We start from the raw sequence: 26734 nt of genomic DNA, 5'->3' as shown, positions 1-26734 counted from the left end.
AAATAATCATTCAAACAATAAACTGAAAATGACACTGATTGATGGAAAAGCAATTTCGGAACAGGTAAAACAGGAAATTGCAGCAGAAGTAGCCGAAATAGTGGCCCGCGGAGGCAAACGTCCTCATTTAGCCGCCATTCTTGTGGGGCACGACGGAGGTAGCGAGACTTATGTAGCAGCCAAAGTGAAAGCTTGCGAAATTTGTGGATTCAAGTCCACCCTCATCCGCTATGAAGCAAATATAACAGAAGAAGAGCTCCTTGACAAAGTCCGCGAATTAAATGAAGATGCCGATGTGGACGGATTCATCGTACAACTTCCATTGCCCAAACATATCTCCGAGCAGAAAGTGATTGAAACAATCGATTATCGCAAAGATGTGGACGGTTTTCACCCTATCAACGTAGGCCGTATGTCCATCGGACTGCCCTGCTACGTTTCTGCCACTCCTAACGGCATACTTGAGCTGCTGAAGCGCTACCGAATAGAAACTTCGGGCAAGAAATGCGTTGTGCTGGGACGCAGTAATATTGTCGGGAAACCAATGGCGGCCTTAATGATGCAAAAAGCCTATCCCGGCGACGCTACTGTAACAGTCTGCCATAGCCGAAGCAAAGATTTGATAAAAGAATGCCAAGAAGCAGACATCATCATTGCTGCTTTGGGTCAACCCAACTTTGTCAATGCCGAGATGGTAAAAGAGGGAGCTGTTGTGATTGATGTAGGTACGACCCGCGTCCCCGATGCTACGAAGAAATCGGGCTTCAAACTGACAGGTGATGTCTTGTTTGATGAAGTAGCTCCCAAATGCTCATACATCACTCCCGTACCGGGTGGCGTGGGACCGATGACCATTGTTTCTCTGATGAAGAATACGTTGTTAGCCGGCAAAAAAGCCATCTATCAATAAAAATAAAAGAATGAGAATTACCATCATTTGCATAACCTTACTATTATATAGCGTAGCCCTCTCTGCCCAAGAAAGGATTACGCTATTATTTGTTGGTGATTTGATGCAGCATCAAGCACAAATAGATGCGGCACGTACTTCTGAAGGGAAGTACGACTATTCTCCTTGTTTCCATCTCGTCCGGGAACAAATTTCCCAAGCCGACCTCGCCATCGGTAACTTAGAAGTCACATTAGCAGGAAAGCCGTATCGGGGGTTTCCGAATTTCAGTGCTCCCGATGAATTTCTTCAATCTATCAAGGATGCAGGATTCGATGTGTTGCTGACAGCCAATAACCATTGCCTGGATCGAGGGAAGAAAGGCTTGGAGCGTACGCTGCTCATGCTCGACTCGTTGCATATTCTTCATACCGGAACGTATAAGGACATTGCTCAGCGCAAAGAGCATTATCCTCTATTTATTTACAAGAAAGGTTTTCGCATAGCTTTTCTGAACTACACCTATGGAACCAATGGCCTCAAAGCCACCCCACCCAATATTGTAAACTACATTGACAAAGAAAGCATATTGAGAGACATCAGGAGTGCCAAAGCGCGTCAGCCTGACGCCATTATCGCTTGCATGCATTGGGGTGAAGAGTACCATTCCCTTCCCAACCGCGAACAGTGCGAACTGACAGATTGGTTAATTCAGCAAGGAGTCACACACATTATAGGCTCACATCCGCATGTCATCCAGCCCATGGAGCTAATCACCAAAGGAAGCAGGCAACATGTTGTAGTCTATTCTTTAGGAAATTTTATTTCCAACATGAGTGCGAAAAATACCGACGGCGGACTAATTTTCACCTTGCAATTAGAGAAATGGAATCTGCCCCGGCCCATCCGTCCCGTTTTTTTCAGCGATAGGTACACAATCCACCCGGATAGCACTCCCATTCCATTTCCCGATTGCCGTGTTTCTTCCTGCGGGTACAACCTTGTATGGACCGCCCGTCCCAAAGTGTCTCGAGAGAAAAACTATATTCTTTATCCTGCTCATTGTCCAACTAACAGTCTATCCCCTGAAATTCGTAAGCATCTGGAAATCTTCACTAAAAACGCCCGATCCCTCCTCCGGCAGCACAATGTGGGAATCTACGAGGCACAAAAATAGCACATTAAGAGCAAAAAGATGCCTTATTCTTTGCAGTATTAAAGATTATCCCTATCTTTGCACCGCATTTGAGAAATGCAAAAAACATGGTGGCTGTAGTTCAGTTGGTTAGAGCGTCAGATTGTGGTTCTGAATGTCGTGGGTTCGAGTCCCATCTGCCACCCGCAAGAAAAGAGGAAGTTCAATGTGAATATTCCTCTTTTTTTGTTATGTACAAGTCCTCTTTATAAACATTGCTTCAGAACGGATAACCTACTGCAAAATGAAAGGCAAAATCACGGCTGAGTTTCGGGCGGATAATAGGATAATGTTCTTTTTTATGTATGTATGCCGGGTTCACGGCTTTCATACCACCATCAAAGCGCAATACAAAAAAATCCAAATCGAGGCGTAATCCCAGACCGTAGGCCACGGCAATCTGTTTGTAGAATTCATCTATTTTAAACTTGCCTCCCGGCTGATCTTTGTAATTGCGTATTGTCCATATATTGCCGGCATCGACAAAGATCGCTCCTCTGAATTTCCAGAATAAGCGTGTGCGATATTCGATACTTGCATCCAATTTTATATCACCGGTTTTATTCAGAAAATTCTTACCGTCGCCGCTGTATGTACCCGGCCCTAAATCGCGTACCGACCAACCGCGCACACTGTTTGCACCACCGGAGAAGTAGCGCTTCTCAAAAGGAACGATGGAGGCATTCCCGTAAGGAATGGCAATGCCGGCAGCAAAATGAAACGTCAAAGAGTTGCGGTAATCAATCGTCCAGTTCTTGGCAAAATCAAAATCACCTTTAAGATATTGTGCAAAAGGAATATTCAGCAAAGTATATTCTCCTTCGCCGTTCTGATCCATCCCCCCTACTTTAGCCAAGGCATAAAGCAGGTTTCCTGCCGATTCAAGGTTCAAGCGAATGGCATAAGAATCGCCTGTCAAGGAATTATTGTTCAAGCCTCTTCCGGCACTGTGGTAAGTATAACTATATCCGGTGCGTACAATGAAGCGGTCTTCATAGTTATACCTTAGGATGTAGTTTTCATCTTGCTCCAGATATGTCTTTCTGAAGTCAGAATCTATCCAAGGCATGTACAAATAGTTGATATCCAGTAAATCAATGCGATGTTGCGAACGCTGTTGCTGCACTCCCCATTTGTAGCTCCAACCGGCAGATGCTATGATACGTGTGAATTCAGGGCGCATCTGGTAGTTATATTGTAAGCCGAACTCGGTAGTGGCTCTGATTTTGCGTTTGAAATCATTGGAAATGAATGGAAACATGAAGCGTGGAAAGTTGATGGTAGCTTCTGCCCCCAATTCGGTATAGTTTTGATTTTGACCGTTTTGCAAGCTCGATACGGCTTCGTATGCTCCACGCAATTTGACTATCAATGCTTCGGAGCCTTTAAAAACATTACGGTTGTGGAATGAAACGGATGCTGCGGCACCCAAATCGCCGGCCGAATTGGTTCCTTCTACTTCGAACGAAACGGCCTGATGTTTACTTTTTGTCAACATTACGTATGCGTCCAGCGTAGGAAGGTTGTTCTGTAGCGTTTCAAAAAAGCGGATGTTTGTATATTTCAACACTTGCAAACGCCCGAAATTGGAGTAGGTATGTTGCACATCGCGCTCGTTATACAGCTCTCCGGGAGTAATATACAAGTTGTTGACCAATACTTTGGGGCGTAAATACAGCTTGTCTTTATAGTAAATGGGGAACCCCCTATAATGCAATGAATCATTTATTTCGATACTATTCAGCGTGGATGATTGCAACATATTGTAATCCGTAATGAAGCCGACTTTATTGATGATGTATTGTCGATGAGGTTGTGGTTTGTCTCCACCATGTCGCCTATAGGGTATCAAGGATAAAGTCAGGTCTATATAATAGCTGTTTCGCACGGTATCGGCGATGTAAGAGATGTACTCTTTGTTGAATTTATAGTACCCGTTTCGCAACAGATTCTCTGTGATGCGCTGGCGTTCCGCATCCAATACATTGACATCAAAGCGCATGCCTTCGGCTAATAGCGTCGCTGTGGTGTCTTGCCCGACGTACTGTTTTATTTTATCATCCGGAATATCATATCTGATACTACGTACTATGTAGGGTTTTCCGGTAGTGACCCGATAGGTAAGCTTCATCTTTTTCTTCCTGATTTGACGTATAGGAACGACTGTAGCCCCCATATAGCCCATGTTTTGCACGGCTTTAGTGATTTCCTCCCCGGTGCGGTTGGTCTCTTCTTCACTATAGATGACGGGAGCATCTCCCAACCTTCGCAGTGTACGGTTTATGCTTCGTGTAGAGTCACGCCCCGACCAATTGTAGATATATAGTTGGGTTTTTATCAGGCTGAACCATTTAGAGTTCGGCGTTTGCCGAAGGTATATGGAAAGATTGGAAGGCTTCACTTCTTTGTTGTCGGTATTTATGTGTACCTCATCCAATAAAAATGAACCATCCGGTACATATTTGGTAGATGAACAAGAAGCCAAAAGGAGGAAAATTGTGGCGATTATTATGTAGCGGAAGCCTTTATCCATATCGGTTGATTGATTGCACATAAACAAATGCAAATATACTTGTATTTTTTCTCACCTAAGCCAAGTGCCCGCCTAAAATCTCTCATTTCTTTCTCTTTCATTTGCTGCACAGTTTGTAATATTCTCCGAAAAGAGTACTTTTGTCCGGATAATAACATTGATTTCATGGCACTGAGTAAGAATCGTATAAAATATATTCGCTCCCTGGAGTTGAAGAAGAACCGGAAAGCCGATAAAGTTTTTCTGGCCGAAGGGCCTAAGCTTGTGGAGGATTTGTTGGGACGTTTCCCTTGCCTTTTTCTTTTGGCGACAGCCGAATGGTTTTCTCATAACAGTTCTCTTTCGGTGGCAGATGTCACTGAAGTTTCAGAAGAAGAGTTGTCGCGTGCCAGTTTATTGAAAGCTCCTCAACAAGTTTTAGCGGTGTTTCGGCAGCCGGATGACACATGGGATAGTTCCATTATGAGTCATTCCCTTTGTCTGGCTTTGGATGATGTGCAAGATCCCGGTAACTTAGGAACTATCATTCGCCTTGCCGACTGGTTCGGGATTGAGCATATTTTCTGTTCTCCTAATACGGTAGATGCTTATAATCCCAAGACTGTGCAGGCCACGATGGGAGGAATTGCACGGGTGAAATTGCATTACACTCCCCTGCCCGAGCTGATTGAATCACTGAATGATGTACCTGTTTATGGTACCTTTTTGAATGGCGAGAATATCTATACCCTTCCGCTTTCCTCCCATGGATTGATTGTGATGGGCAATGAGGGTAACGGAATAGGAAAAGAAGTGAAGGAACTTATCAATCGGAGATTGTATATTCCGAGTTATCCTGCAGAGCGCAAGACTTCCGAGTCGCTGAATGTAGCAATTGCTACTGCAGTTGTCTGCGCCGAGTTTCGGCGCAGGGGTGCATCGTTGTAAAATCAAAAGGAGAAAAAAGGAATACAGTCAGTGAGAACAGCTTTTTTTTATATCGGCAGGAACTGTTGTAAGCTTATTTCCACATTTGTCGAAATCCGGCATATAGGAATCGTTACCGGAAAGCAACACGATGACACCCGGCAACCATTCGGTATTTTCCACCTCTTCAGTCAATGGAAAGATACGCACCACGTGACTTTCATACATTTCGACAACATGCCGGTTCAAACAGCCATGGTCGGGAAAATACAGAAAATGAGAAGCATACCGTTTCATCTTTCTTTCAATTCAGGAGGAGATATTTCCCATTAACGGGAGGCTTTCTCAATTTCTTTTAGTGTAGGACGGGGACGTATGTTTCTACGTTCCTCCTTTCCATCGGTATCCACTTCTTCATTTTCCGGAGTTCTCGAGTCTGCAGATTGTTGCTCAATACTGTCCTTTAGCGTAGAGTCAGAAGCTTGTTGGAGGCTGTCTGTTGGGGTAATTGTCAAACTGTCCTTGGCATGATAGCGCATCAAAGAGATATGGTCTGCCAATAATGAGCGCCCATTTTTTTGAACCGGATAATAGATAAATCCGCGTACTTCTTTTATTTTGCCCAACTTATCAGCGTACAGACTGATTGTACAGGGTCCTTCTTTCATTATTTTTTGGGTGGCGCCTATCACACTATCATTTTGTTCATACAATATCTGCATTGCCATGAAAGGAGCATGCACACTGTCTCGCCTTTCATCCGGCATACCTTTACAAAAACGAAAACGCACGTTCCAGCGCAATGTGTCTCTATCGTGAAAGTTAGTGTCTGCCGGTAAAATAAAAATCATCTTGTTGTCCAAAGACATCCCTGTCAGTTGATAGATATGCTGCCAGGCCCATACATCGATACTGTCTCCGGGCAGAGACTCTTTGGGCTTGTTGTCGCGCATGGCAATCAGGTGGTTGATGCCGTCTCTTTCGGCTTTCAGCCGCAGATTTACCTTTTCGTATATTTTCACCAGTGTTTCCGGATTGCGGGCAAACCAAACCATGGAAGAATCAAAGTCGGCTTGTGTAATACCATGTTTTTTGAAAACCGATTCAATGTATAGCACCCGTTTATAATTCTCATTATATGGCACTTCCTCACCCATAGCTTTTGCTATGTGATAGTCATAAAGCACCTCCTCCATCCGGCTGTCCTGCAATACGTAGTCAGGCCTTTTTACCTGACAAGCCGCCAGGCTGCACGTCAAAAGGAGTATGCCATACCATTGAACTCGATTTCTTCTTTTCATGATTTCTTTATAGCAGCATGATAAGCATCGTTGAAATCCTTGCCATAAAACAGCAGCAAAGCAATGATGCCACAGCTGATTGCCGCATCCGCAAAATTAAATATCGGGCTAAAGAAAATGAAGTGTTCTCCACCGACAAACGGCATCCATTCCGGCCAATTGGCATCAATGATAGGGAAATAGAACATATCTACTACTTTGCCGTAGAGGCATGGAGCATACCCCCCACCCTCGGGCATGAAAGAGGCAATCTGCGAATGGGTGCTCTCATTGAATAGCATCCCATAAAACACACTATCGATTATATTACCTAATGCTCCGGTAAAGACTAAAGAGACACAGATGATGAAGCCTGTTTTCAGTCCCAGTTTCACAAACCTATGCAGAAACCAACCTATCACTGCCACAGCAGCGATGCGAAATAGCGTTAAAAACAGCTTTGCAAATATTTCCATGCCGAATGCCATCCCACTATTTTCCGTAAAGTAAATATAAAACCAATCGGTGATGCGGATACTCTCATGCCAATACATGTGGGTTTTAATCCAAACCTTGATTATTTGGTCTATAATCAGTACCGAAAAAATAATAAGTAGAGCTATCCGGCCTTTTGTGAGAAATTTGCTCATTTTTATTTCTTACCGTTGTTTTTAGCTTCGATGCTTAATGTGGCATGAGGCACGGCACGTAAACGCTCTGCCGGAATCAATCTACCGGTCTCGCGACAAATGCCATACGTTTTGTTTTCAATGCGCACCAAAGCAGCTTGTAATCCTTGGATAAACTTCAATTGGCGTTGTGCCAGGCGCGTGGTTTCCTCCTTGGACAAGGTATTGGCTCCCTCTTCCAGCACTTTGTACGTTGGAGACGTATCATCCGTATCATTGCCATCTTGGCCGTTCAAGCTGGCCCGCAACAAATCATAATCACGCTGCGCCAATTCCAACTTCTCCATAATAATGGTACGAAATTCTTCTAATTCAGCATCTGAGTATCTCGATTTTTCTGTCATAATATGTGTTTTTTAGTAGTTAGCTGTCGGCAGGGGGAAGAAAACTACCGTACTGCCGACTTGTTCAACAATTATTCTTTCATGATACTTGCATACAATGAAAAATCGTCAAAACTAAGTTCCGTTCCGTTTTCTACTTCGTCGGCAAGCGTCAATGATGTTCCTAAAACTTGATTGCAAATATAGTCTTTATATTCATTTACCGCATTATCTGTTTGAGGATTTTTTGATAACGTAATATTTATTTTGTCCGTTATTTCAAAGCCGCTCGATTTGCGGAAGTTTTGAATGCGATTCACCAATTCGCGTGCAATACCTTCGCGGCGCAAATCCTCGGTCACGCTCACTTCCAAAGCTACGGTCAATTTGCCTTCATTGGCCACCAGCCAGCCGGGAATGTCTTCGCTGAATATTTCCACATCGGTGGTCTCAATCACAGCCTCTCCCCCATCCAAAATCAGTGTATAAGAACCCCTGTTCTCCAATTCCGCAATGGCTTCTTGCGACAATTCCGCCACACCAGCAGCCACTGCCTTCATCTGCTTCCCGAATTTAGGCCCCAGTTTCTTGAAGTCGCACTTCACTTTTTTCACCAATATGCCGGCGGTGCCGCCAACGAACTTTATCTCTTTTACATTGACTTCGTTCATGATAAGCGCTTTTACCGCCTCAACATGTGCGCGTTGCTTGTCGTCTGTCACCGGTATCATGATACACTGCAACGGCTGACGCACTTTGATGTTCACCTTACGACGGAGCGCCAATACCATGGACGTCACATCCTGCGCCATCTGCATGCGGTCTTCCAGCTCCTTGTCTATCTGTTCTTCCTTGCATTCAGGGAACTTCGACAAATGAACTGAAACAACCTTGTCGCGTCCGGTTACTGCAATCAGATCCATATACAGATTGTCTGCATAGAACGGAGCGATGGGAGCCATCAGCTTGGCTACAGTTTCCAAGCACGTATAGAGTGTCTGGAATGCCGACAATTTATCTTGTGTCATGCCACCACCCCAGAAACGTTTGCGATTCAGACGGACATACCAGTTTGACAGGTTGTCGTTCACAAATTCTGAAATCAAACGCCCGGCTTTGGTTGGTTCGTATTCATTGTAGCAAGTATCTACATTTTTCACCAAAGTATTCAGTACAGACAGAATCCATCGGTCTATTTCCGGACGTTCGTCTTGCACATCGGCTTCCTTGTATTCAAAACCATCCACGTTGGCATAAAGGGCGAAGAAGGAATAAGTATTATACAGCGTTCCGAAAAATTTACGACGAACCTCTTCTATTCCGTCTACGTCGAACTTTAAGTTGTCCCATGGAGAAGAATTAGTAATCATGTACCATCTCAACGGGTCAGAACCATACTTCTCGATGGTAAAGAATGGATCGATGGCATTTCCCAAACGTTTGGACATCTTATTTCCGTTCTTGTCCAACACCAGTCCGTTAGAGATAACGGCTTTGTAAGAAACACTGTCGAACACCATGGTGGCAATGGCGTGTAGCGTGAAGAACCATCCGCGAGTCTGGTCTACACCTTCAGCGATGAAGTCGGCGGGATATACTTGGCGGCTGTCCAACAACTCCTTGTTTTCGAACGGATAATGTACCTGTGCGTACGGCATGGCACCTGAATCGAACCATACGTCAATCAAGTCACTTTCACGCTTCATCGGCAGTCCGTCTTTAGATACAAGTACGATGTCGTCTACGTAGGGACGGTGTAAGTCTATCTTATCATAATTCTCCTCCGTATAGAGTCCGGGTTGGAAATTCATCTCCTTATAAGGATTGGATGTCATCAAGCCGGCGGCCACAGATTTTTCTATTTCGTTATAGAGTTCTTCCACTGATTCGATGCATTTCTCATCGCTACCGTCTTCTGTACGCCAGATGGGCAGTGGGGTGCCCCAATAGCGAGAGCGGCTCAAGTTCCAGTCATTCAAGTTTTCCAGCCATTTGCCGAAACGTCCCGTACCGGTGCTTTCCGGTTTCCAGTTGATGGTTTTATTCAGATCCATCATACGCTCCTTGCAGGCCGTGCTTCGGATGAACCAGCTGTCCAACGGATAATACAATACCGGTTTGTCCGTGCGCCAGCAATGTGGGTAATTGTGCACGTGCTTCTCTATCTTGAACGCTTGGTTGGCAGCCTTCATCATCATGCAGATATAGATGTCGAGCGACTCGGCAGCTCCGGCAGCTTTTTCATCATATTTACCATCAATGGTGAATTGCGGGTCGTATGCGTTTTTCACCCAACGGCCTTCGTATTCTTTATATAAATCGATATTGACACATTCGGCAATAAATCTTTCATCCAACTCGTCAAGCAAGTAGAATTTACCTGTAAGATCCACCATCGGACGGGTTTCCCCTCTTTTATTGATCATAAACAACGAAGGAATGCCTGCGGCACGTGCCACGAAAGCATCATCGGCACCGAAAGTAGGCGCAATATGCACAATGCCGGTACCATCTTCAGTGGTAACATAATCACCGGGGATGACACGGAAACCGTTTGTACTGACTTTCCAGTTGCCGTCATTGTCCACATCTACCGGTTTTACCCACGGAATGAGCTGTTCGTATTCCATGCCTACCAAATCCGTACCCTTATACTCGCCTACCACTTTGAAAGGAATAAGTTTATCTCCGGGCTTATAGTCCTCTAATGCAACATCTTCTGCTTTTTTATTGAAATGAGTGTAGAGTAAAGGTTTAGCCAATACCACGGTTATTTTCTCACCGGTATATCCATTATATGTTTGTACGGACACATATTCTATTTTCGAACCTACACAGAGAGCCGTGTTAGAGGGCAATGTCCACGGAGTAGTGGTCCATGCCAAAAAGTAGGGAGTTCCCCACTCTGCCATTTCCGGTTTGGGCTGCTTTATCTTGAACTGTCCTACCACAGTGGTGTCTTTTACATCACGATAGCATCCGGGTTGGTTCAACTCGTGCGAACTAAGTCCCGTACCGGCAGCGGGCGAGTAAGGCTGTATGGTATATCCTTTGTAGAGCAACCCTTTCTTATAGAGTTGCTTCAGCAGCCACCAAAGAGTTTCTATGTAGCGGTTGTCATAAGTGATATAAGGGTCTTTCATATCCACCCAATACCCCATTTTGTGCGTCAGATCTTCCCATTCTTTGGTGAATTTCATGACATCCTTACGGCAAGCCTTGTTGTATTCGGCAACGGAGATGCTTTTACCTATATCTTCTTTTGTGATACCCAATGCTTTTTCCACACCTAATTCCACCGGCAGGCCATGCGTATCCCATCCCGCTTTGCGTTTCACCAAGAATCCTTTCATAGTTTTGTAGCGGCAGAATATATCTTTGATGGAGCGAGCCATTACGTGATGAATTCCCGGCATACCGTTTGCCGAGGGAGGCCCTTCGTAGAAAACGAAAGAAGGACAACCTTCACGTTCTGTCATACTTTTGGCGAAAACTCCGTTTTCGTCCCATTTTTTCAACACTTCCTTGTTCACCTCAGAGAGGTCGAATTGCGAATATTCGGCAAACTTTTTAGCCATTTTTCCTTACTTGATTTTACGATTTTAAGGAGGAATCTTCCGTACATCAAAGAAACCTTTTTATTTTGAAGGTGCAAAGTTACAAAAAACTTAGAGCCTGCTTAAATTTTCCTCAAAAAGTTTTCTTATTCAGTTTCTTTTGCGCTTCTTTTCAGCCCGTTTTGCCTCTTCCCGCTTCTTAAATATAGCCACTGTTTTTTCTTAAAACGGGGTTATCTCCAAAAAGAATCTTCAAAAGGACACGGCGTATCAACTTGGCAGACTCTTGGAGAAGCAAGAAGTTTGAGAGGGAAAAAGAAAGGTGCGGTCAATCTTTGTCAACTGCACCTTTCTATATCATACACCGGATGAATGGTTACTTTTTCCGGTTTTTCCACAATTGGGTCATATCTTCCAGCGTTTTGCCTTTTGTCTCGGGCACTAACTTCCAGACGAAGATGGCTGCCACCACACAGATGATGCCGTAGAGCGCATAGGCGAACATGTGTCCGAACTTGTCGCCCATCTCTCCTAACCGCATGTTATACATAGGTACAAATGTGGATGAGACGATGAAATTGAAAATCCATTGGAATGCCACGGCAATGGCCACTGCCGCACCACGGATGGTGTTCGGGAAGATTTCCGCAATCAGTACCCAGCAAATGGGCCCCCAGCTGAACATGAATGAAGCGCTGTACACCATGATGCTGACAACCGGAAAGATGGACGGAACTCCTGTGGCAAAGTTGCAAAGAGCCACACCGCACGCTCCTATCGCCATACCGATGGAACCGGATATCAGCAACGGCTTACGTCCCCATTTTTCTACCGTGAAGACAGCCAGCAGTGTGAACAAAATATTGATGACGCCCATAATCACAGTCTGTACCATCGGATTGCCCATACCCATTGTATGGAAGATACGCGGAGCGAAGTAAAGCACGGCATTGATGCCGACGGCTTGCTGGAATACGCTGAGCATGATGCCGATGAAAATAACCATCCATCCGTACGTGAAGAGCTTTTCGGTTTTTTCTTCGGCTGTTGCTTTGATTTCGGACAAGATGATTTTGGCCTGAGCAAGCCCGTTGATGCGGCTCAGCACATGCAATGCCTTTACGTCTTTACCGCATAGGGCAAGATAGCGGGGTGTTTCAGGTACAAACAGCACCAATAAGGCAAAAAGTCCTGCGGGAACAGCCTCGCTGACGAACATCAGGCGCCATCCGGTATCAATGGTCCATGCAGCTGCATCCGGATTCATAATTTGGTTCACGCCGTTTACTAAATCTATGACGGGATTGGCATGGTTGCCCAAAATCAAAAAATTCACGAAATAAACTACCAGCTGACCGAAGATAATGGCAAACTGATTCCAGGAAACCAATGTTCCGCGAATATTGCTCGGGGCAATTTCCGCAATATACATGGGACAGATGGCAGAGGCCAGACCGACACCGATACCGCCTAAAATACGATAAAGATTAAATGCAATCAGCAGCGGATAAGAGGGCACTCCCCGCTCGAAGAACAGGAACTCCGGATAATAAGAACCGAGCGCGGACAATAAGAACAGGACACCTGCTATGAACAGGGAACGTTTGCGACCAAGATTGGAAGCAAGAAAACCTGAAATTGCGCTACCCAGAATGCAGCCTATCAGTGCACTGGAGGAAGTGATGCCGTGCATCGTGTCGGTATATTCAAATTCGGCTCCCATGAAGAAGGCCTGAAGTCCTTTTTCTGCCCCCGAAATGACTGCCGTATCGTATCCGAACAGCAATCCGCCGATGACGGCAACAAGCACGATGGAAAAAAGATAAACTTTGCTACCGTTTTCTGTATTGTTCATTATAAAAGAAATTAAGAATTAACTATAAACTGCCAAACTACGAATAGCCGGATGTCGCGAGCACAATGCAAGAGCTCCTACGGATTATGCGGGAAATCACGGATTTAGTGCTAAAATGCGTAAACCCGTGAAGTCCGTACCCGAATATTACATTACAGGGCACATAAGCTTTGTTTTCTTGACATCGCTTCGGCTGTCATGCAATCCGCTATTCGTAATATGGATGAAGTTTAGCAATACATGTTTACGATTGCTTCATACAACTCTTGCTTACCGCTGGTCTGTTTGGGTTCGCCGTTGACTTTGGCGTATGCTACCACTTCTTCTAATGTCAGCTTGCCTTCTTCAAACTCTTTTCCTTTGCCGGAGTCAAATGAAGCATAGCGGTCGGCCAACATCTTCTTGTAAGGAGATTCCTCCAACAACTTGGCTGCACTTTCAAGGGCGCGCGCCATGGCATCCATACCTGCGATGTGTGCGATGAAGATGTCTTCCAAATCGGTAGAGTTACGGCGGGTCTTGGCGTCGAAGTTCGTACCACCGTTACCCAAACCATCGTTACGAATAATTTGCATCATGGCCTGTATCAGCTCAAAGTTGTCAATGGGGAATTGGTCGGTATCCCATCCGTTCTGGTAGTCACCGCGGTTGGCATCAATAGAGCCCAACATACCATTGTCAACGGCTACGGCCAATTCGTGCTCAAAAGTATGACCCGCCAGTGTGGCGTGATTCACCTCAATGTTCACTTTGAAATCCTTATCTAAGTTATGATCCTTCAGGAAACCGATAACAGTTTCGGTATCCACATCATATTGATGTTTGGAGGGTTCCATCGGTTTAGGCTCAATCAGGAAAGTACCGGTGAAGCCTTTGCTGCGGGCGTAGTCGCGTGCCAGAGTCAACATTCGTGCAAGGTGTTCCTTTTCACGTTTCTGGTCGGTATTCAGCAGTGACATATAGCCTTCACGTCCGCCCCAGAATACATAGTTCGTACCGCCCAACTCGATAGTTGCATCGATGGCATTCTTGATTTGAACGGCAGCACGTGCCACCACATCGAAATCCGGATTGGTTGCGGCACCGTTCATGTAGCGCGCATGGCTGAATACGTTGGCAGTACCCCACAGCAGTTTGATGCCTGTTTCGGCTTGTTTCTGTTTGGCGTATGCCACAATAGCTTTCAGATTGGCTTCGTATTCCTCGATACTATCGGCTTCGTCGCAGAGGTCTATGTCGTGGAAGCAATAATATTCGATACCCATTTTCTGCATGAACTCAAAACCGGCATCCATCTTGTTCTTGGCAGCTTGTACCTTGTCGGCCTCGCCGTTCCAAGGAAATTTCTTCGTGCCGCCGCCGAACTGGTCACCACCTTCTGCGCAGAGAGTGTGCCACCATGCCATGGCAAACTTCAGCCAATCTTTCATCTTCTTACCCATGACTACTTTCTCGGCATCGTAATAACGGAATGCCATCGGGTTCATACTCTCTTTACCTTCGAACTTGATTTTTCCTATTCCGGGAAAATACTCTTTTGTTGTCATCTTAATTTGTTTTTAGGGTTTATTATTTTCTGCATTCTGTCAGTCTTATGAAAGAACGTTGAGCAGACATTGCCTCCAGCGTCCGTATGCTTCCGCATACGCTTCACGGTCGGCCGGCTTCGACTCAATGATCTCTAATTTCTCTAATGTGGCAAAGGCCTCATTATTGTCTTTGTAAATGCCGGCACCGATGCCTGCCCCTTTGGCTGCTCCTACGGAACCGTCGGTATCGTACAGCTCGATTACTGCACCTGTTACGCCTGCCAGTGTTTCGCGGAATAGCGGGCTGAGGAACATATTGGCTTTTCCCGCATGGATTTTCTGTACGGGGATGCCCATCTGTTCCATAATATCAATGCCGTATTTAAAAGAGAACACGATGCCCTCTTGCGCCGCACGGACGATGTGTGATTTTCCATGCAGGTTGAAGTTGATTCCTTCTACAGAACAACCGGTCTCTCTGTTTTCGAGCATACGTTCCGCCCCGTTGCCAAAAGGTAGAATGCTCAGACCGGCACTACCTATGGGGGCTTGTGCGGCCAATGCATTCATGTCGTTATACGAAATGCCTTCGGAAGCGACGGTGCGCTTCACCCACGAATTGAGGATGCCTGTTCCGTTGATGCATAACAAGACTCCCAAACGAGTTTGTTCGGCACTATGGTTCACGTGTGCAAACGTGTTGACACGCGATTTGGGGTCGTAGTTTACTTCTCCGTTCACACCATATACCACACCGGATGTACCTGCCGTGGAAGCTATCTCTCCGGGATTGAATACATTCAGTGAAAGGGCGTTGTTGGGTTGGTCTCCGGCACGGTAAGTGACGGGAGTGCCCTCTTTTAAGCCTAATTCGCGGGCTGCCGCGGCATTGACGCACCCTTGTTCGGAAAAAGTGGGCCTGATATCAGCTATCAGTGAAGAGTCGAAACCGTAATGGTTCATCAGGAAATCGGCAATCCGACTATTCTTGAAGTCCCAGAACATTCCTTCGGACAAACCGGAAACGGTGGTGCAGATAGTACCCGTAAGTTTCATTGCAATGTAGTCACCCGGCAGCATGATCTTATGAATCCTTTCGTAAACGGCCGGTTCGTTTTCCTTCATCCACGCCAGCTTAGATGCGGTGAAGTTTCCCGGAGAATTCAGCAAATGAGAAAGACACATTTCCTCTCCCAATGTTTCAAATGCTTTTTGACCGTATGGAACCGATCTTGAGTCGCACCAGATGATGGCGGGACGCAGCACTTGCCCCTTCTTATCCACACATACCAGGCCGTGCATTTGGTAAGAGATACCGATAGCCTTGATGTCTCCGGCATTTATTCCGGACTCTGTCAATACGGCGTGCGTGGCCAACTTCAGGTTTTTCCACCAAGATTCGGGATTTTGTTCTGCCCATCCCGGTTTCACGGCAATGATTTCCGCCTCTGCCTTGGGAAAGAATGCAGACGACACACATTTACCGCTTTCCGCGTTTACCAAACTCGCTTTTACGGACGAGCTGCCAATGTCATAACCTAATAAATACATATACTCTATTTTTACTTTTTTGATTGATCATTCTTTAAATGTCCGCTAAAATCGGTTATCGTCTGGTTTTATTATATATTTTCTTGTCGAACCGGTAGTAGCGTGCCGCCCGGTGAGCTACTCCCTGTTGCTTCTCTTCCAGCGGGACAACGTATTCCATCATCGCTATTTTCTTATGGAAGTTTCGGACATCGAACTGCTTCCCATACACCAACTCATACAAAGTGCGCAGTTGTGACGCCGTAAATTTTCGCGGCAACAAGTCGAATAAAGAAGAAGGGTTGAACTCTACATATTGACGGATATAGACCAAAGCCTCCTTGATGATCAGGTTGTGATCGAAAGCCAATGCCTTTATGTCGTGCATGGCCACCCAATCAGCCTGATAATTGTCCAAATCCCGATTCAGCGCCCGGTCTATCTTCACCAGCGACAGGTATGCTATGGTGACGATACGTTCCACCTTCAATTGCATGGCCCGTTCCAGCCAATGAATGTCTTTGGGGTCTTTCGTACGATTCTTCGAGCCAAATGCCTTGAACTGCATCAGATTAACATTCTTCAATCCCGTAAGTTCTTTCAGTACTCTTTGGGCAGCCTCGTCCAAGTCCTCATCCATATAAATCAAGCTTCCCGGAAGTTTCATGTCGTGAAAGATTTCTCCTTCCTCTTCACCTACACGTTTTATCAGCAACACTTTTAGCTGTTCGCCGTCGAACCCGATTACCACACAGTCTACGGAGATATGATTGTTTGCCAACGGCGTGACATGTACTGCATTCTGCATAACTTTCTATTTTTAGCGTTGCAAATATAGACAAGTTTTTTTCTAAAAACAAATAAAAAATAAATCTTTTATAGAATGTTATAAAACACTATTTTACAGAATAATACATATCATATTTACTACAATAACATCTCATATTGTTATCGTAACATATACAATATGATATAATTGTACAAAAGACAATAAGGTAAAAATGCCTTGATTTTAAGTTTTTCGCACATCGGTTTCTTTGGATATACGGGTATACTACTTATTGTATAAAACAGCAGCCTCTTGCATCCGGACTTTCACATAAGCCCATTCGCCCCTCAGTCTTCTGCCACGAAGAAGTTGTCCGGTGGCAGAATATTCTTTGCTTTTACCAACCGACTAAAAGATATACTAAATGAATGCCGGGCCTTCCTCATCAATTCAACGACCAATCATGCGGACCTGAAGATTCCGCTTGATGCTTCTGAAGAACACATGACCGGAAAGGAAGACACTATGCAATTCATCAATGAAGTGAAAGTCGGCGTAAAGCAATGGAAGCCAATCGTCATTCGCCTTGGCATGGCCAAACAAGAATTGAGAGATGTTTGAGCACATTTATCCGTAATTTTATATAAATTTGCGGTAAATAACCTTGATAATAAAACTTAGTATGAAACAAGTAAATCTTTTGCTTATGTCAGCAGCCATGACATTAGCCTCTTGCGGAGGAACAAAGGATGCCGGAGAAAAAGACACGTCGGCCATTATCCGACGCTCCGACATTAAGATTGAAAACCGACGTATGACACCCGAAGCTTTGTGGGCAATGGGAAGAGTCGGCAGTGTGGCCGTTTCACCCGATGAGAAACAGATAGCCTACACGGTATCTTACTACAGCGTGCCAGAGAACAAAAGCAACAGCGAAGTCTTCGTAATGAATGCCGATGGCAGTGAAAACGTCCAAATCACGAACAGCGCATGGAGAGAAGGAGAACCCGCATGGTTCAAGAACGGTAAAAAAATAGCTTTTCTAAGCAGCGAAAGCGGAAGCAGCCAAGTATGGGAGATGAACCCGGATGGAACAGAACGTAAACAGCTGACTCAATATGATGGTGACATAGAAGGGTTCTCTTTCTCGCCCGATGGAAAGAAACTGCTTTTCATCGCTCAGGTCAAGACAGTGAAGAGCACAGCCGATAAGCATCCCGATCTGCCTAAGGCTACCGGTATCATCGTCAACGACTTGATGTATAAGCACTGGGATGAATGGGTAACCACTGCCCCACACCCTTTTGTTGCAGACTTCGATGGAAATGAAATAGACAATGTGACAGATATTCTTGAAGGTGAGCCCTACGAAAGTCCGATGAAGCCTTGGGGAGGCATCGAACAGCTGGCATGGAGTCCGGCCTCGGACAAAGTGGCCTATACTTGTCGTAAAAAAACAGGACTTGCATATGCCATTTCCACCAACTCCGATATTTATATCTATGATCTTGCCACAAAGAAAACCAATAACATCACCGAGGATAACAAGGGATACGATACCAATCCACAATACTCGCCGGATGGCAAATACATTGCTTGGCAAAGTATGGAACGCGATGGCTATGAAGCCGACCTCAACCGCCTTTTTATCATGAACCTCGAAACAGGCGAGAAGCGTTTTGTGAGCAAGGCATTCGAATCGAATGTGGACGCATTCTTGTGGAACAAGGATTCGCAAAGCATCTTCTTCATCGGTGTATGGCATGGAGAAACGCACATCTATAACATCCTCCTTTCCGATGATGATAAACTGACGCAACTGACCGATGGCATGTATGACTATGCTTCGCTCGCTCTCTGTGGTGATAAGATCATAGCCAAACGCCATTCCATGAGCATGGCCGATGAAATCTACGCCGTGAACGCCAATCGTAACGGAACCGATTTTGCTGATGTCCGGCAGCTGACTTTCGAAAACAAGCACATCTACGACCAATTGGAGATGGGTAAAGTGGAACCTCGCTGGATGACAACAACTGATGGCAAACAAATGTTGACGTGGGTCATCTATCCGCCTAAATTTGACCCTAATAAGAAATATCCTACTCTGCTTTTCTGTGAAGGCGGTCCGCAAAGTCCGGTCAGTCAGTTCTGGAGTTATCGTTGGAATTTTCAAATCATGGCGGCAAACGATTATATTATTGTGGCTCCTAACCGTAGAGGTTTACCGGGTTTCGGTGTGGTATGGAACGAAGCCATCAGCGGCGACTATGGAGGGCAATGTATGAGGGACTATTTCACTGCGATAGATGAAATAGCCAAAGAGCCATTTGTAGATAAAGACCATTTGGGTTGTGTAGGTGCCAGCTTCGGAGGTTTCTCTGTGTATTGGCTTGCCGGACACCATGACAAGCGCTTCAAGACATTCATTGCCCACGATGGTATATTCAATATGGAAATGCAATATTTGGAAACGGAAGAGAAATGGTTTGCCAATTGGGACATGGGCGGCGCTTATTGGGAAAAGAACAATGCTACGGCACAACGAACTTTTGCCAACTCACCGCATCTCTTTGTGGACAAATGGGATACACCGATTCTTTGCATCCATGGAGAAAAAGATTTCCGTATTCTCGCCAATCAAGCAATGGCCGCTTTCGATGCTGCCGTAATGCGCGGTGTACCCGCCGAATTGCTTATCTATCCGGACGAGAATCATTGGGTACTGAAACCTCAGAACGGCGTACTTTGGCAACGCACTTTCTTTGAGTGGTTGGATAAATGGCTGAAGACAGATAACTGCAAGTAAAAAAAGCCATTCGTTGTCTTATACTGATATGGGTAGACACATTTATTAGTTAGTAAATGTGTCTACCCATATCAGTATAAGACAAATCATTCAAGTAAAGATTCATAAGCCTTCCGAACCGAATTCTCAAATTCTCTGTACAGAGTTTGCATTTCATCGATACTCAAACCACCTTGCTTTCGCCAATTGTTCAGCACAGGCATGGTAAGCCTGAAGACTGCCGCTTCGACAGGAGCAAGCTGCGTCATATAACCATCCCCTCTTGTCGGACTATATAGTCTCTCCCAATTCAGATAACGATTTGTTCCCATCCCTTGATTGTAGCAGTAAACGTTGTCCGCAAGCCGAAGAGACCAGTCACTGAGCGGAGCTGCCGCAAGTTTCCCATCCAAACACACCATCGGAGGAAGTTGCTTGTCGGCTCCTTTCACCCAAAGAGGTATGGCAACTCCCGTAGGAGGATAGCCTAAGAGTGTCCACATGGTAGTAAGCTCCGCCTTCTCACCCGACTTGACACCTTGCACCACTACCGAACAAGAAGTACCGCTACGCGGAATGAAGTCATGATCGACAAACCAACCGGATCTTTTAGGACAATTAAAATCACCGCTTTTCAAGTCAATACCAAGCATACCGTTGCGAAACGAACGCGAAAGGTCGTTGAAGATGCCTTGCGGAGTGATTCCTCCCGTAGCCGAAGCCTTCATCAATACTTGGTCGGCCTCCATATAGCGCACATAGCCTGCCCCCTCGTTCACTTTGCCTGTAAAGGAAAAGTTAGTACGCGCAATGTAGCCGTAAGGGGCATCTTTGGGGTCATTGGCGTCATACATCGTATATTTATAATAGTCCACCTCAAACAAGGCCGCACCACCTTTGGCATCTATCACGCCAAAATTCGCCTCTATCATGCTGGGCTTTGCTATGGTGTCAAGAAAATGCCGGAAATCTTCCACTGTGGCACAAACCTCCAAAGCGCGATAAATGACACGCCCGTTGGCCACACCGCGCTCTTCCTCATCCTTTACTTCAACGAGATTGTAAGACTGGGTGTTCATCAGGGCAAAGCCTGCGGTATTTGTACCAATCCAGGCCTCCTTCAGTTCCGGAAAATTGCTGCTGTTCACATCGGCAATGAAATCATACTTCTCACCTTTTACATAAGCCACGTGATTTCGCACGAAATCCGTATCGCGGTGTTTCCACAACAACGGACGGCCATCGGGAGTAACCTTGCCGGAGACAACGGCAGAAGTACAAGCCAAAAGCGGTTCGGCAAGCATAAATGCCGAAAGCAAGCTCAACATGAAGGGAATACATTTCATCATAACTTTTCTTTTCTAAAAAATGAGATTCACAAAAGTACATAAAAAGCATGAGCTTTTTACACCGGCATAATAAAGAAATCATTTTTTTCTTTAGAGGAAAAGTATGATAACCCGAGAAATAACAAAAGAAAACAGATTTCAAATTCGCTTGCATCTTATCAGATAAACTTTTTACGGATTTATTTGTTATCTTATAAGAGAATTTGCATTCATGACAAAAAGAGTTGTAAGACATCCTTTTTCAGGAAAATTATAGCATCTTTAGCACTATACCTGCCGGTAAGCGATAAGAATAAAAGTATAACCCCTCAAAAAAAGTAGAACTATGTTAGGCAATTTCAAGTATTCAAATCCAACAAAGCTTTATTTCGGCGATGAATCGCTGAAGTTCTTGGCTGAAGAATTAAAAGCATACGGTCCTGTAGTGTTGCTTACCTATGGCGGTGGAAGCATCAAACGCAACGGTATCTATGAGCAAGTGACCGACATACTCAACAAGGCCGGTAAGCAAATTGTGGAATTATCGGGAGTCATGCCTAATCCCACCGTGGAAAAACTACGCGAAGGAGCAGAATTGGCACGCAAGACAAATGCCGACCTCATCCTTGCCGTAGGTGGCGGTTCGGTTATCGACTATGCCAAGGGCGTCAGCGTTTCGGCGTGGTGCAATGACGATCCGTGGGAGAAGTATTACAAACGGCAAGAAGACCCGGATTGCCGCATCATTCCGGTGGGTAGCATCCTCACGATGGTAGGCACAGGGTCGGAAATGAATGGCGGTTCAGTCATCACCAACCACTCTGAGAATCTGAAAATCGGCAAAGTATTCGATGAACGTGTAATGCCCCGCTTCTCCATCCTTAACCCCACATACACTTATACACTGCCTCGCTATCAGATGGTGGCCGGCTTCTTCGACACCATGTCGCACCTCATGGAACAATACTTCTCCAATACCGACGACAGCACCAGCGACTATCTGAATGAAGGACTGATGCGCTCTCTGATTCACTCCAGCCGCATTGCGGTTAAAAATCCCGAAGATTACGAGGCACGCTCCAACATCATGTGGACAGCCACATGGGCACTCAACACACTTGTCGGACGCGGCAAGCGGCAAGACTGGATGGTACACATGATAGGTCAAGCCATCGGAGCTCATACGGATGCCACTCACGGCATGACACTCTCCGCCGTTTCGTTGCCTTACTACCGCCATATTCTGCCTTATGCCACTGATAAGCTCCGCCGGTTTGCCACAACCGTTTGGGACATCCGTCCTGAAGGGAAGAATGACCGGCAGGTGGCGGAAGAAGGACTGGCTGCTTTGGAAAGCTGGATGCGTGAAATAGGCGTAGTGCTCAGTATCAAAGAACTTGGCGTAACGGAGGAGATGCTCGAAGGAATAGCAGACAGCACCATCATCTTCGACAGCGGTTATCACAAACTGACCCGCGAAGAAATCATCGAGATTCTCAGGAAGAGTCTGTAAGACATGCCGTCATAAAACGACAACGTCACCAAAACATCACAGTTGATAAGCAGGGACATTCAAAACATCTCCCTACTTAAAGAAACAATCAGCCAACTAACCTGCAAATGTGAGTTAGCTGGCTGATTTTATGACATATTTCCTGAACACATGTTGATATGAACTTATCAGTTCTATAAATGCGGTATAAATCTCTTTTCCATAAAGGGAATTTTTCTTATTTCATTTTGTCCGGAGTCACAGAGAACTTATGCTCTTTCTCTCCTTTTTTAATTGTAATATAAATCTTGCCTTTCCCATCAGGAGCTTTATCAACCTTTATGTTCTCTATCTTATCGGACGGTACAAGTTCGTCCAACTTCTTTTCTTGCAAATCTACCTTTACACCATCAATAAAGACCTCCACTTTGGATAGATCAATATCCTTCTCACCCACAGCGATTCCCTCTAATTTCTTCTCCTGCATATCCATCGCAGAATCTTCCTCCTTCAAGGTCATCACAACTACGCCATGTTTCGCTCTTTCTCCATAGATTGCCGTGGCCGACTTATCCTTCAGGACAGACACGCCTGCAATGCTTTCAGGTTTCAGCGCACGCATCACAGAAGCGGATACTTCTTTGCCATCTACGATATAGAACGGTATTCCTCTACCTCCGCCCATCGACGTACGCACCTCTTGAATTTTACCGACAAGCTGCTCGCTCATTCTTACGTCAACATCCTGCTTAAAGGGCACCGGAACTGCAAATTTCACCGCAACGGGTTCCCCGTTCTGTCTGCCCGGCTCCCACTTCGACATGCTCTTTACCAAGCGCAACGCCTCCTCATCCAGCTCCTGATCTATCGAACGAATGACTTTCGGCTCCTTAACACTTCCGTCCTTATCCACCACAAACTGAACCGTGACACGTCCTTGCAGCCCTCGCTCCTTGGCAGATGCAGGATAGCGCATGTTCTTATTGAAATACTCCATCAGAGCAGACATACCTCCGGGATATGCGGGCATTTGTTCCACGACTGTCAAAACCGGAGTCCCTTTCAACTTTTCATTTACCTCGACAGGCACATACGTCACTCCGGCAGGTTTCGTGGTGTCTCCCACACTTTCTTCCACTTTTATTTCTACAATTGCAGCCAAATCATTAACTTTGACGGCAGAAATCTCTTCAACTTTCTCAGAGACTTCGGGACGGGCAAAAGCTGTAACAGCAACAGCCGCTACGGGAAGTACATAAAGATACTTCAAACGTGCCCACGGACTTGATTTTTCTTTTAACATCATAGTGATACGTTTTTTAAGTTTACTGTGATTAAAGCTGTTGGCCATAGAGTAGAGCCTTGTGCCGACAGCTTTTTTTATTAATAATAGTTGATATTGTTTCGCATCCACGCCCTCTTCAATGACTGTTTCATCCGCTTCATACTCGTGTATATTCTGCAATTCCTGTTTCATCAGCCACGAAGCCGGATTGAACCACTGAAAGAAAATGCAAACATCGGCCACCAGCAAATCCCAAGAGTGCCGGTTACGGATATGGGCCAGTTCGTGGATAAGGATTTCACGTCCGTTCTCTTCCAAATCCTTATGGGAAATAACGATGTACTTCATCCAACTGAAGGGAGCCACCTCTTTATCGTGCACAAGCAAAGCAACATCCTCTCTCCTACCCGGCAAATAGCAATCAACATGTTGTCTGCTTCCCGATTTCAACAACATCAGCAACCGCATCAACGAACAAGCATTACGGAAAGCAAAGAAAAGGATTCCCGACAGATAAACCAGCAAAGCCATCTGCACCCATGTAACCGTTGTTTCTTCAACCGCTCCGACTGTTTCAGCCGAACCATCCGCATCTGCCATCATCAACAACTGCTCCAATGTCGACATAGTCTGATTTACTTCCGTCTCCTGCTTTACGTTCACTTCGATTAACGGTAAAAGACAAGACAACAGCAGGATACCCAGCAAAGCAAACCGATTGAAACGATGAAATGTTTCGCGAGCCATCAACAAACGGTAAAACAAATAGAACACTGCCAAGCAAACCGACGATTTTAGTATATATACAAAGAAGAGTCCCATCCTTTTCTGTTTTTTTATTGTTTTAAATTCCCGAGCAGATCTATTATTTCTCCTCCACTTCCCGTATCAGTTGCTTCAACTCCTCCAGCGAAAGTTCCTCCTCTTTCACCAGCGACGACACTGCACTGAGATAGGAATTATTGAAATATTTACGGATAACATCTTTCAATGTCCGTTTACGGAAATCATCTTCGCTCACTACCGCATAATACTGATAAGTGTTTCCATAAGCATGGTGGCTCAGAAAACCCTTATCCTCAAGACCTCGGACAATAGTAGATAATGTATTGAAATGCGGCTTCGGCGCTTCGTAGAACCTCAGTATCTCCTTTACGAACAAAGGCCCCTTTTCCCAAAAAAAGCCCATAATCTCCTCTTCTTTTACAGTCAATCCCTTCATCGTTTTCTTATGTTTTCTGCAAAGAACTAAAATTTTTAGTTCAAAAACTAATTTGTCCCGTTAAATAAAACTAAAGAATATAGTTTGTTTTTTCGGCAGCTGCCCGCCCATGCCGAAAAAATACCTAACAATGGCGATTGCTCCTTTCAAACAAAAGTTGTTACTTTGCACTCCATTTAAGAGCATAAAAACAATATCACACAATGAATGAACAACATAAGTATCGTGCAACAGACAAAATGAGCGATCTCATCTGCGACAACTACTCCCTATTGATGGTGATGAGCCGTTTCGGCCTTTCATTGGGATTTGGAGATAAAAGCGTCAAAGACGTCTGCAAAGCACAAGGTGTTGATTGCCCGACATTCCTCGCTGTGGCCAACTTCATCAGCGAAGAGCAATACTCCTATAGCGGAAATGGGAATGATTTCTCCATTCCTGCCCTCATGGATTATCTGAAACGCGCCCATACTTACTTTTTGGATTTCAATCTGCCGGCCATCCGCGGCAAACTCATCGAAGCCATTGATTGCTCCGGCACAAACGATGTAGCCTCCCTCATTCTCAAATTCTTCGACGAATATGCCAAGGAAGTACGCCGCCATATGGAATATGAGAACACAGCCGTATTCACTTACGTGGAACAGTTGATGCAGGGTAAGCTGTCTGATGAATATAACATTGCCACTTTTGCCAGTAAACACAATCAGATAGAAACCAAACTGAAAGAACTGAAGAATATTATTATCAAATACTATCCGGAAAAGGAAAACAACAATCTGCTGAACGCCGCTTTGTTCGATATTTTCAACTGCGAACAAGACCTCGCCACCCACTGTCAGGTAGAAGATTACATGTTTGTCCCTGCCGTGGCACAAATAGAAAGGGGGTTGAGAAATGAACAATAACTCCTCTTTGAAGATTGTTGTCGCAGAAACCTCAATCATCATCCGAAGTGGTCTTACGGCTGTACTGAAACGGATTTCCAACCTGAATGTGCACCCTATCGAAATATCTTCACCGGAATCATTGCAAAACTACATTCACATGCATTCGGCCGATATCGTAATCATTAACCCCACGTTCGGCGGCTGGTTTGACTTAGCTTCTTTCAAAGCAGAACACGGAAAAAGCAGAGTCAAATACATCGCCATGGTATGTTCCGTCATAGACAACAACACGCTGAAAGAATATGACGAAAATTTTGCCATCTGCGATGATATTGACATCATCTCCTCCAAAATCAATCGACTGCTGCACACAGAAGAAGAGGAGAAAGACAACGAACAAGAAACCCTCAGCCAACGTGAAAAGGAAATCATAACTTGCGTTGTGAAAGGCATGACCAATAAAGCCATTGCCGACAAGCTGTATCTTTCCATCCACACCGTCATTACCCACCGCCGGAACATAGCGCGCAAGCTACAGATTCACTCTCCGGCCGGACTTACGATTTATGCCATCGTGAACAAGCTGGTAGAACTAAGCGACATAAAAGATACATTATAACCAAGGAGTAAAACAACTGTACGCCTATCATCTGAACGACACTTTTCGGACATAC

Annotated in this window: 21 protein-coding genes and 1 tRNA gene; 9 read left to right on the top strand and 13 right to left on the bottom strand. The window is 45.2% G+C overall.

Annotation, left to right across the window (positions count from 1 at the left end; translation table 11 throughout):
• Positions 1–28 precede the first annotated feature (28 nt).
• From folD to C4H11_RS11345, 3 genes are all read left to right on the top strand, one after another.
• Positions 29–910 (top strand): bifunctional methylenetetrahydrofolate dehydrogenase/methenyltetrahydrofolate cyclohydrolase FolD, encoded by an 882-nt coding sequence (folD, locus tag C4H11_RS11355; RefSeq protein WP_106042135.1) that lies wholly within the window; start codon positions 29–31, stop codon positions 908–910.
• 10 nt (positions 911–920) lie between these two features.
• Positions 921–2066 carry a CapA family protein gene (locus C4H11_RS11350; protein WP_106042133.1) on the top strand — a complete coding sequence of 382 codons (1146 nt, stop codon included), beginning with the start codon at positions 921–923 and terminating at the stop codon, positions 2064–2066.
• An 89-nt stretch (positions 2067–2155) separates the two neighbouring features.
• A tRNA-His gene (locus C4H11_RS11345) sits at positions 2156–2229 on the top strand.
• Between the two features lie 75 nt (positions 2230–2304).
• On the opposite strand, the gene tamL is transcribed toward C4H11_RS11345, so the two are convergent.
• Positions 2305–4617: a translocation and assembly module lipoprotein TamL gene (gene tamL, locus C4H11_RS11340; RefSeq protein WP_106043372.1), complete on the bottom strand. Its 2313-nt coding sequence runs from the start codon at positions 4615–4617 to the stop codon at positions 2305–2307.
• 165 nt (positions 4618–4782) lie between these two features.
• On the opposite strand from tamL, the gene C4H11_RS11335 reads away from it, so the two are divergent.
• Positions 4783–5544 (top strand): RNA methyltransferase, encoded by a 762-nt coding sequence (locus C4H11_RS11335; protein ID WP_106042131.1) that lies wholly within the window; start codon positions 4783–4785, stop codon positions 5542–5544.
• A 27-nt stretch (positions 5545–5571) separates the two neighbouring features.
• On the opposite strand, the gene C4H11_RS11330 is transcribed toward C4H11_RS11335, so the two are convergent.
• The 9 genes from C4H11_RS11330 to C4H11_RS11290 all read right to left on the bottom strand — a co-directional run bounded on the left by C4H11_RS11330 (position 5572) and on the right by C4H11_RS11290 (position 17094).
• On the bottom strand, positions 5572–5820 hold the full coding sequence (locus C4H11_RS11330; RefSeq protein ID WP_234819823.1) for a hypothetical protein: 249 nt from the start codon (positions 5818–5820) through the stop codon (positions 5572–5574).
• 32 nt (positions 5821–5852) lie between these two features.
• Positions 5853–6824 carry a DUF4296 domain-containing protein gene (locus C4H11_RS11325; RefSeq protein WP_106042129.1) on the bottom strand — a complete coding sequence of 324 codons (972 nt, stop codon included), beginning with the start codon at positions 6822–6824 and terminating at the stop codon, positions 5853–5855.
• Positions 6821–7453: a lipoprotein signal peptidase gene (locus C4H11_RS11320; RefSeq protein WP_106042127.1), complete on the bottom strand. Its 633-nt coding sequence runs from the start codon at positions 7451–7453 to the stop codon at positions 6821–6823. Before C4H11_RS11320 ends, C4H11_RS11325 begins: the two co-directional genes overlap by 4 nt.
• A 2-nt stretch (positions 7454–7455) precedes the next feature.
• The gene (locus C4H11_RS11315; protein WP_106042125.1) at positions 7456–7836 is read right to left on the bottom strand and encodes a TraR/DksA family transcriptional regulator; all 381 of its coding nucleotides are present in this window, start codon (positions 7834–7836) and stop codon (positions 7456–7458) included.
• A gap of 71 nt (positions 7837–7907) precedes the next feature.
• Positions 7908–11393: an isoleucine--tRNA ligase gene (ileS, locus tag C4H11_RS11310; RefSeq protein ID WP_106042123.1), complete on the bottom strand. Its 3486-nt coding sequence runs from the start codon at positions 11391–11393 to the stop codon at positions 7908–7910.
• Between the two features lie 355 nt (positions 11394–11748).
• Positions 11749–13227: a D-xylose transporter XylE gene (xylE, locus tag C4H11_RS11305; protein WP_106042121.1), complete on the bottom strand. Its 1479-nt coding sequence runs from the start codon at positions 13225–13227 to the stop codon at positions 11749–11751.
• A gap of 230 nt (positions 13228–13457) precedes the next feature.
• On the bottom strand, positions 13458–14774 hold the full coding sequence (xylA, locus tag C4H11_RS11300) for a xylose isomerase (RefSeq protein ID WP_106042119.1): 1317 nt from the start codon (positions 14772–14774) through the stop codon (positions 13458–13460).
• Between the two features lie 45 nt (positions 14775–14819).
• Entirely contained in the window at positions 14820–16307 is a 1488-nt protein-coding gene (locus tag C4H11_RS11295; protein WP_106042117.1) for a xylulokinase, read from the bottom strand.
• 55 nt (positions 16308–16362) lie between these two features.
• The gene (locus C4H11_RS11290; RefSeq protein ID WP_106042115.1) at positions 16363–17094 is read right to left on the bottom strand and encodes an NUDIX hydrolase; all 732 of its coding nucleotides are present in this window, start codon (positions 17092–17094) and stop codon (positions 16363–16365) included.
• Between the two features lie 273 nt (positions 17095–17367).
• On the opposite strand from C4H11_RS11290, the gene C4H11_RS11285 reads away from it, so the two are divergent.
• Positions 17368–17676 carry a hypothetical protein gene (locus C4H11_RS11285; RefSeq protein WP_106042113.1) on the top strand — a complete coding sequence of 103 codons (309 nt, stop codon included), beginning with the start codon at positions 17368–17370 and terminating at the stop codon, positions 17674–17676.
• A 61-nt stretch (positions 17677–17737) separates the two neighbouring features.
• Complete coding sequence (locus C4H11_RS11280) at positions 17738–19864, top strand: dipeptidyl-peptidase 5 (protein WP_106042111.1); 2127 nt, start codon at positions 17738–17740, stop codon at positions 19862–19864.
• Positions 19865–19950: 86 nt separating this feature from the next.
• Here C4H11_RS11280 and C4H11_RS11275 read toward each other — a convergent pair whose 3' ends face one another.
• The gene (locus C4H11_RS11275) at positions 19951–21192 is read right to left on the bottom strand and encodes a carcinine hydrolase/isopenicillin-N N-acyltransferase family protein (RefSeq protein WP_106042109.1); all 1242 of its coding nucleotides are present in this window, start codon (positions 21190–21192) and stop codon (positions 19951–19953) included.
• A gap of 325 nt (positions 21193–21517) precedes the next feature.
• Between C4H11_RS11275 and C4H11_RS11270 the strand changes: the two genes are divergently transcribed.
• Complete coding sequence (locus tag C4H11_RS11270) at positions 21518–22684, top strand: iron-containing alcohol dehydrogenase (RefSeq protein WP_106042107.1); 1167 nt, start codon at positions 21518–21520, stop codon at positions 22682–22684.
• Between the two features lie 217 nt (positions 22685–22901).
• Here the strand turns inward: C4H11_RS11270 and C4H11_RS11265 are convergent, their stop codons facing one another.
• Complete coding sequence (locus tag C4H11_RS11265) at positions 22902–24770, bottom strand: M56 family metallopeptidase (RefSeq protein ID WP_106042105.1); 1869 nt, start codon at positions 24768–24770, stop codon at positions 22902–22904.
• 43 nt (positions 24771–24813) lie between these two features.
• Positions 24814–25170, bottom strand: a complete 357-nt coding sequence (locus tag C4H11_RS11260) for a BlaI/MecI/CopY family transcriptional regulator (protein ID WP_106042102.1) — start codon at positions 25168–25170, stop codon at positions 24814–24816.
• Positions 25171–25373: 203 nt separating this feature from the next.
• Here C4H11_RS11260 and C4H11_RS11255 point away from each other — a divergent pair, with 203 nt between their 5' ends.
• On the top strand, positions 25374–26078 hold the full coding sequence (locus tag C4H11_RS11255) for a hemerythrin domain-containing protein (RefSeq protein ID WP_106042100.1): 705 nt from the start codon (positions 25374–25376) through the stop codon (positions 26076–26078).
• Positions 26068–26679, top strand: a complete 612-nt coding sequence (locus C4H11_RS11250) for a response regulator transcription factor (protein WP_106042098.1) — start codon at positions 26068–26070, stop codon at positions 26677–26679. Before C4H11_RS11255 ends, C4H11_RS11250 begins: the two co-directional genes overlap by 11 nt.
• Positions 26680–26734 lie beyond the last annotated feature (55 nt).

The organism is Bacteroides zoogleoformans, from assembly GCF_002998435.1.
Classification (GTDB): Bacteria; Bacteroidota; Bacteroidia; order Bacteroidales; family Bacteroidaceae; genus Bacteroides; species Bacteroides zoogleoformans.
Note: the sequence above shows the minus strand (reverse complement) of the source record. Positions and strands in the feature narration are given on the sequence as shown.

Excerpts from the sequence above, each read along its gene's own strand:
- C4H11_RS11265 (WP_106042105.1), bottom strand. The coding sequence starts at position 24,770 with ATGGGACTCTTCTTTGTATATATACTAAAATCGTCGGTTTGCTTGGCA.
- folD (WP_106042135.1), top strand. The coding sequence starts at position 29 with ATGACACTGATTGATGGAAAAGCAATTTCGGAACAGGTAAAACAGGAA.
- C4H11_RS11280 (WP_106042111.1), top strand. The coding sequence starts at position 17,738 with ATGAAACAAGTAAATCTTTTGCTTATGTCAGCAGCCATGACATTAGCC.
- C4H11_RS11255 (WP_106042100.1), top strand. The coding sequence starts at position 25,374 with ATGAATGAACAACATAAGTATCGTGCAACAGACAAAATGAGCGATCTC.
- C4H11_RS11250 (WP_106042098.1), top strand. The coding sequence starts at position 26,068 with ATGAACAATAACTCCTCTTTGAAGATTGTTGTCGCAGAAACCTCAATC.
- xylA (WP_106042119.1), bottom strand. The coding sequence starts at position 14,774 with ATGACAACAAAAGAGTATTTTCCCGGAATAGGAAAAATCAAGTTCGAA.
- C4H11_RS11260 (WP_106042102.1), bottom strand. The coding sequence starts at position 25,170 with ATGAAGGGATTGACTGTAAAAGAAGAGGAGATTATGGGCTTTTTTTGG.
- C4H11_RS11320 (WP_106042127.1), bottom strand. The coding sequence starts at position 7,453 with ATGAGCAAATTTCTCACAAAAGGCCGGATAGCTCTACTTATTATTTTT.
- C4H11_RS11275 (WP_106042109.1), bottom strand. The coding sequence starts at position 21,192 with ATGATGAAATGTATTCCCTTCATGTTGAGCTTGCTTTCGGCATTTATG.
- C4H11_RS11330 (WP_234819823.1), bottom strand. The coding sequence starts at position 5,820 with ATGAAACGGTATGCTTCTCATTTTCTGTATTTTCCCGACCATGGCTGT.
- tamL (WP_106043372.1), bottom strand. The coding sequence starts at position 4,617 with ATGGATAAAGGCTTCCGCTACATAATAATCGCCACAATTTTCCTCCTT.
- C4H11_RS11315 (WP_106042125.1), bottom strand. The coding sequence starts at position 7,836 with ATGACAGAAAAATCGAGATACTCAGATGCTGAATTAGAAGAATTTCGT.
- C4H11_RS11290 (WP_106042115.1), bottom strand. The coding sequence starts at position 17,094 with ATGCAGAATGCAGTACATGTCACGCCGTTGGCAAACAATCATATCTCC.
- xylE (WP_106042121.1), bottom strand. The coding sequence starts at position 13,227 with ATGAACAATACAGAAAACGGTAGCAAAGTTTATCTTTTTTCCATCGTG.
- C4H11_RS11270 (WP_106042107.1), top strand. The coding sequence starts at position 21,518 with ATGTTAGGCAATTTCAAGTATTCAAATCCAACAAAGCTTTATTTCGGC.
- C4H11_RS11350 (WP_106042133.1), top strand. The coding sequence starts at position 921 with ATGAGAATTACCATCATTTGCATAACCTTACTATTATATAGCGTAGCC.
- ileS (WP_106042123.1), bottom strand. The coding sequence starts at position 11,393 with ATGGCTAAAAAGTTTGCCGAATATTCGCAATTCGACCTCTCTGAGGTG.
- C4H11_RS11335 (WP_106042131.1), top strand. The coding sequence starts at position 4,783 with ATGGCACTGAGTAAGAATCGTATAAAATATATTCGCTCCCTGGAGTTG.
- C4H11_RS11295 (WP_106042117.1), bottom strand. The coding sequence starts at position 16,307 with ATGTATTTATTAGGTTATGACATTGGCAGCTCGTCCGTAAAAGCGAGT.
- C4H11_RS11325 (WP_106042129.1), bottom strand. The coding sequence starts at position 6,824 with ATGAAAAGAAGAAATCGAGTTCAATGGTATGGCATACTCCTTTTGACG.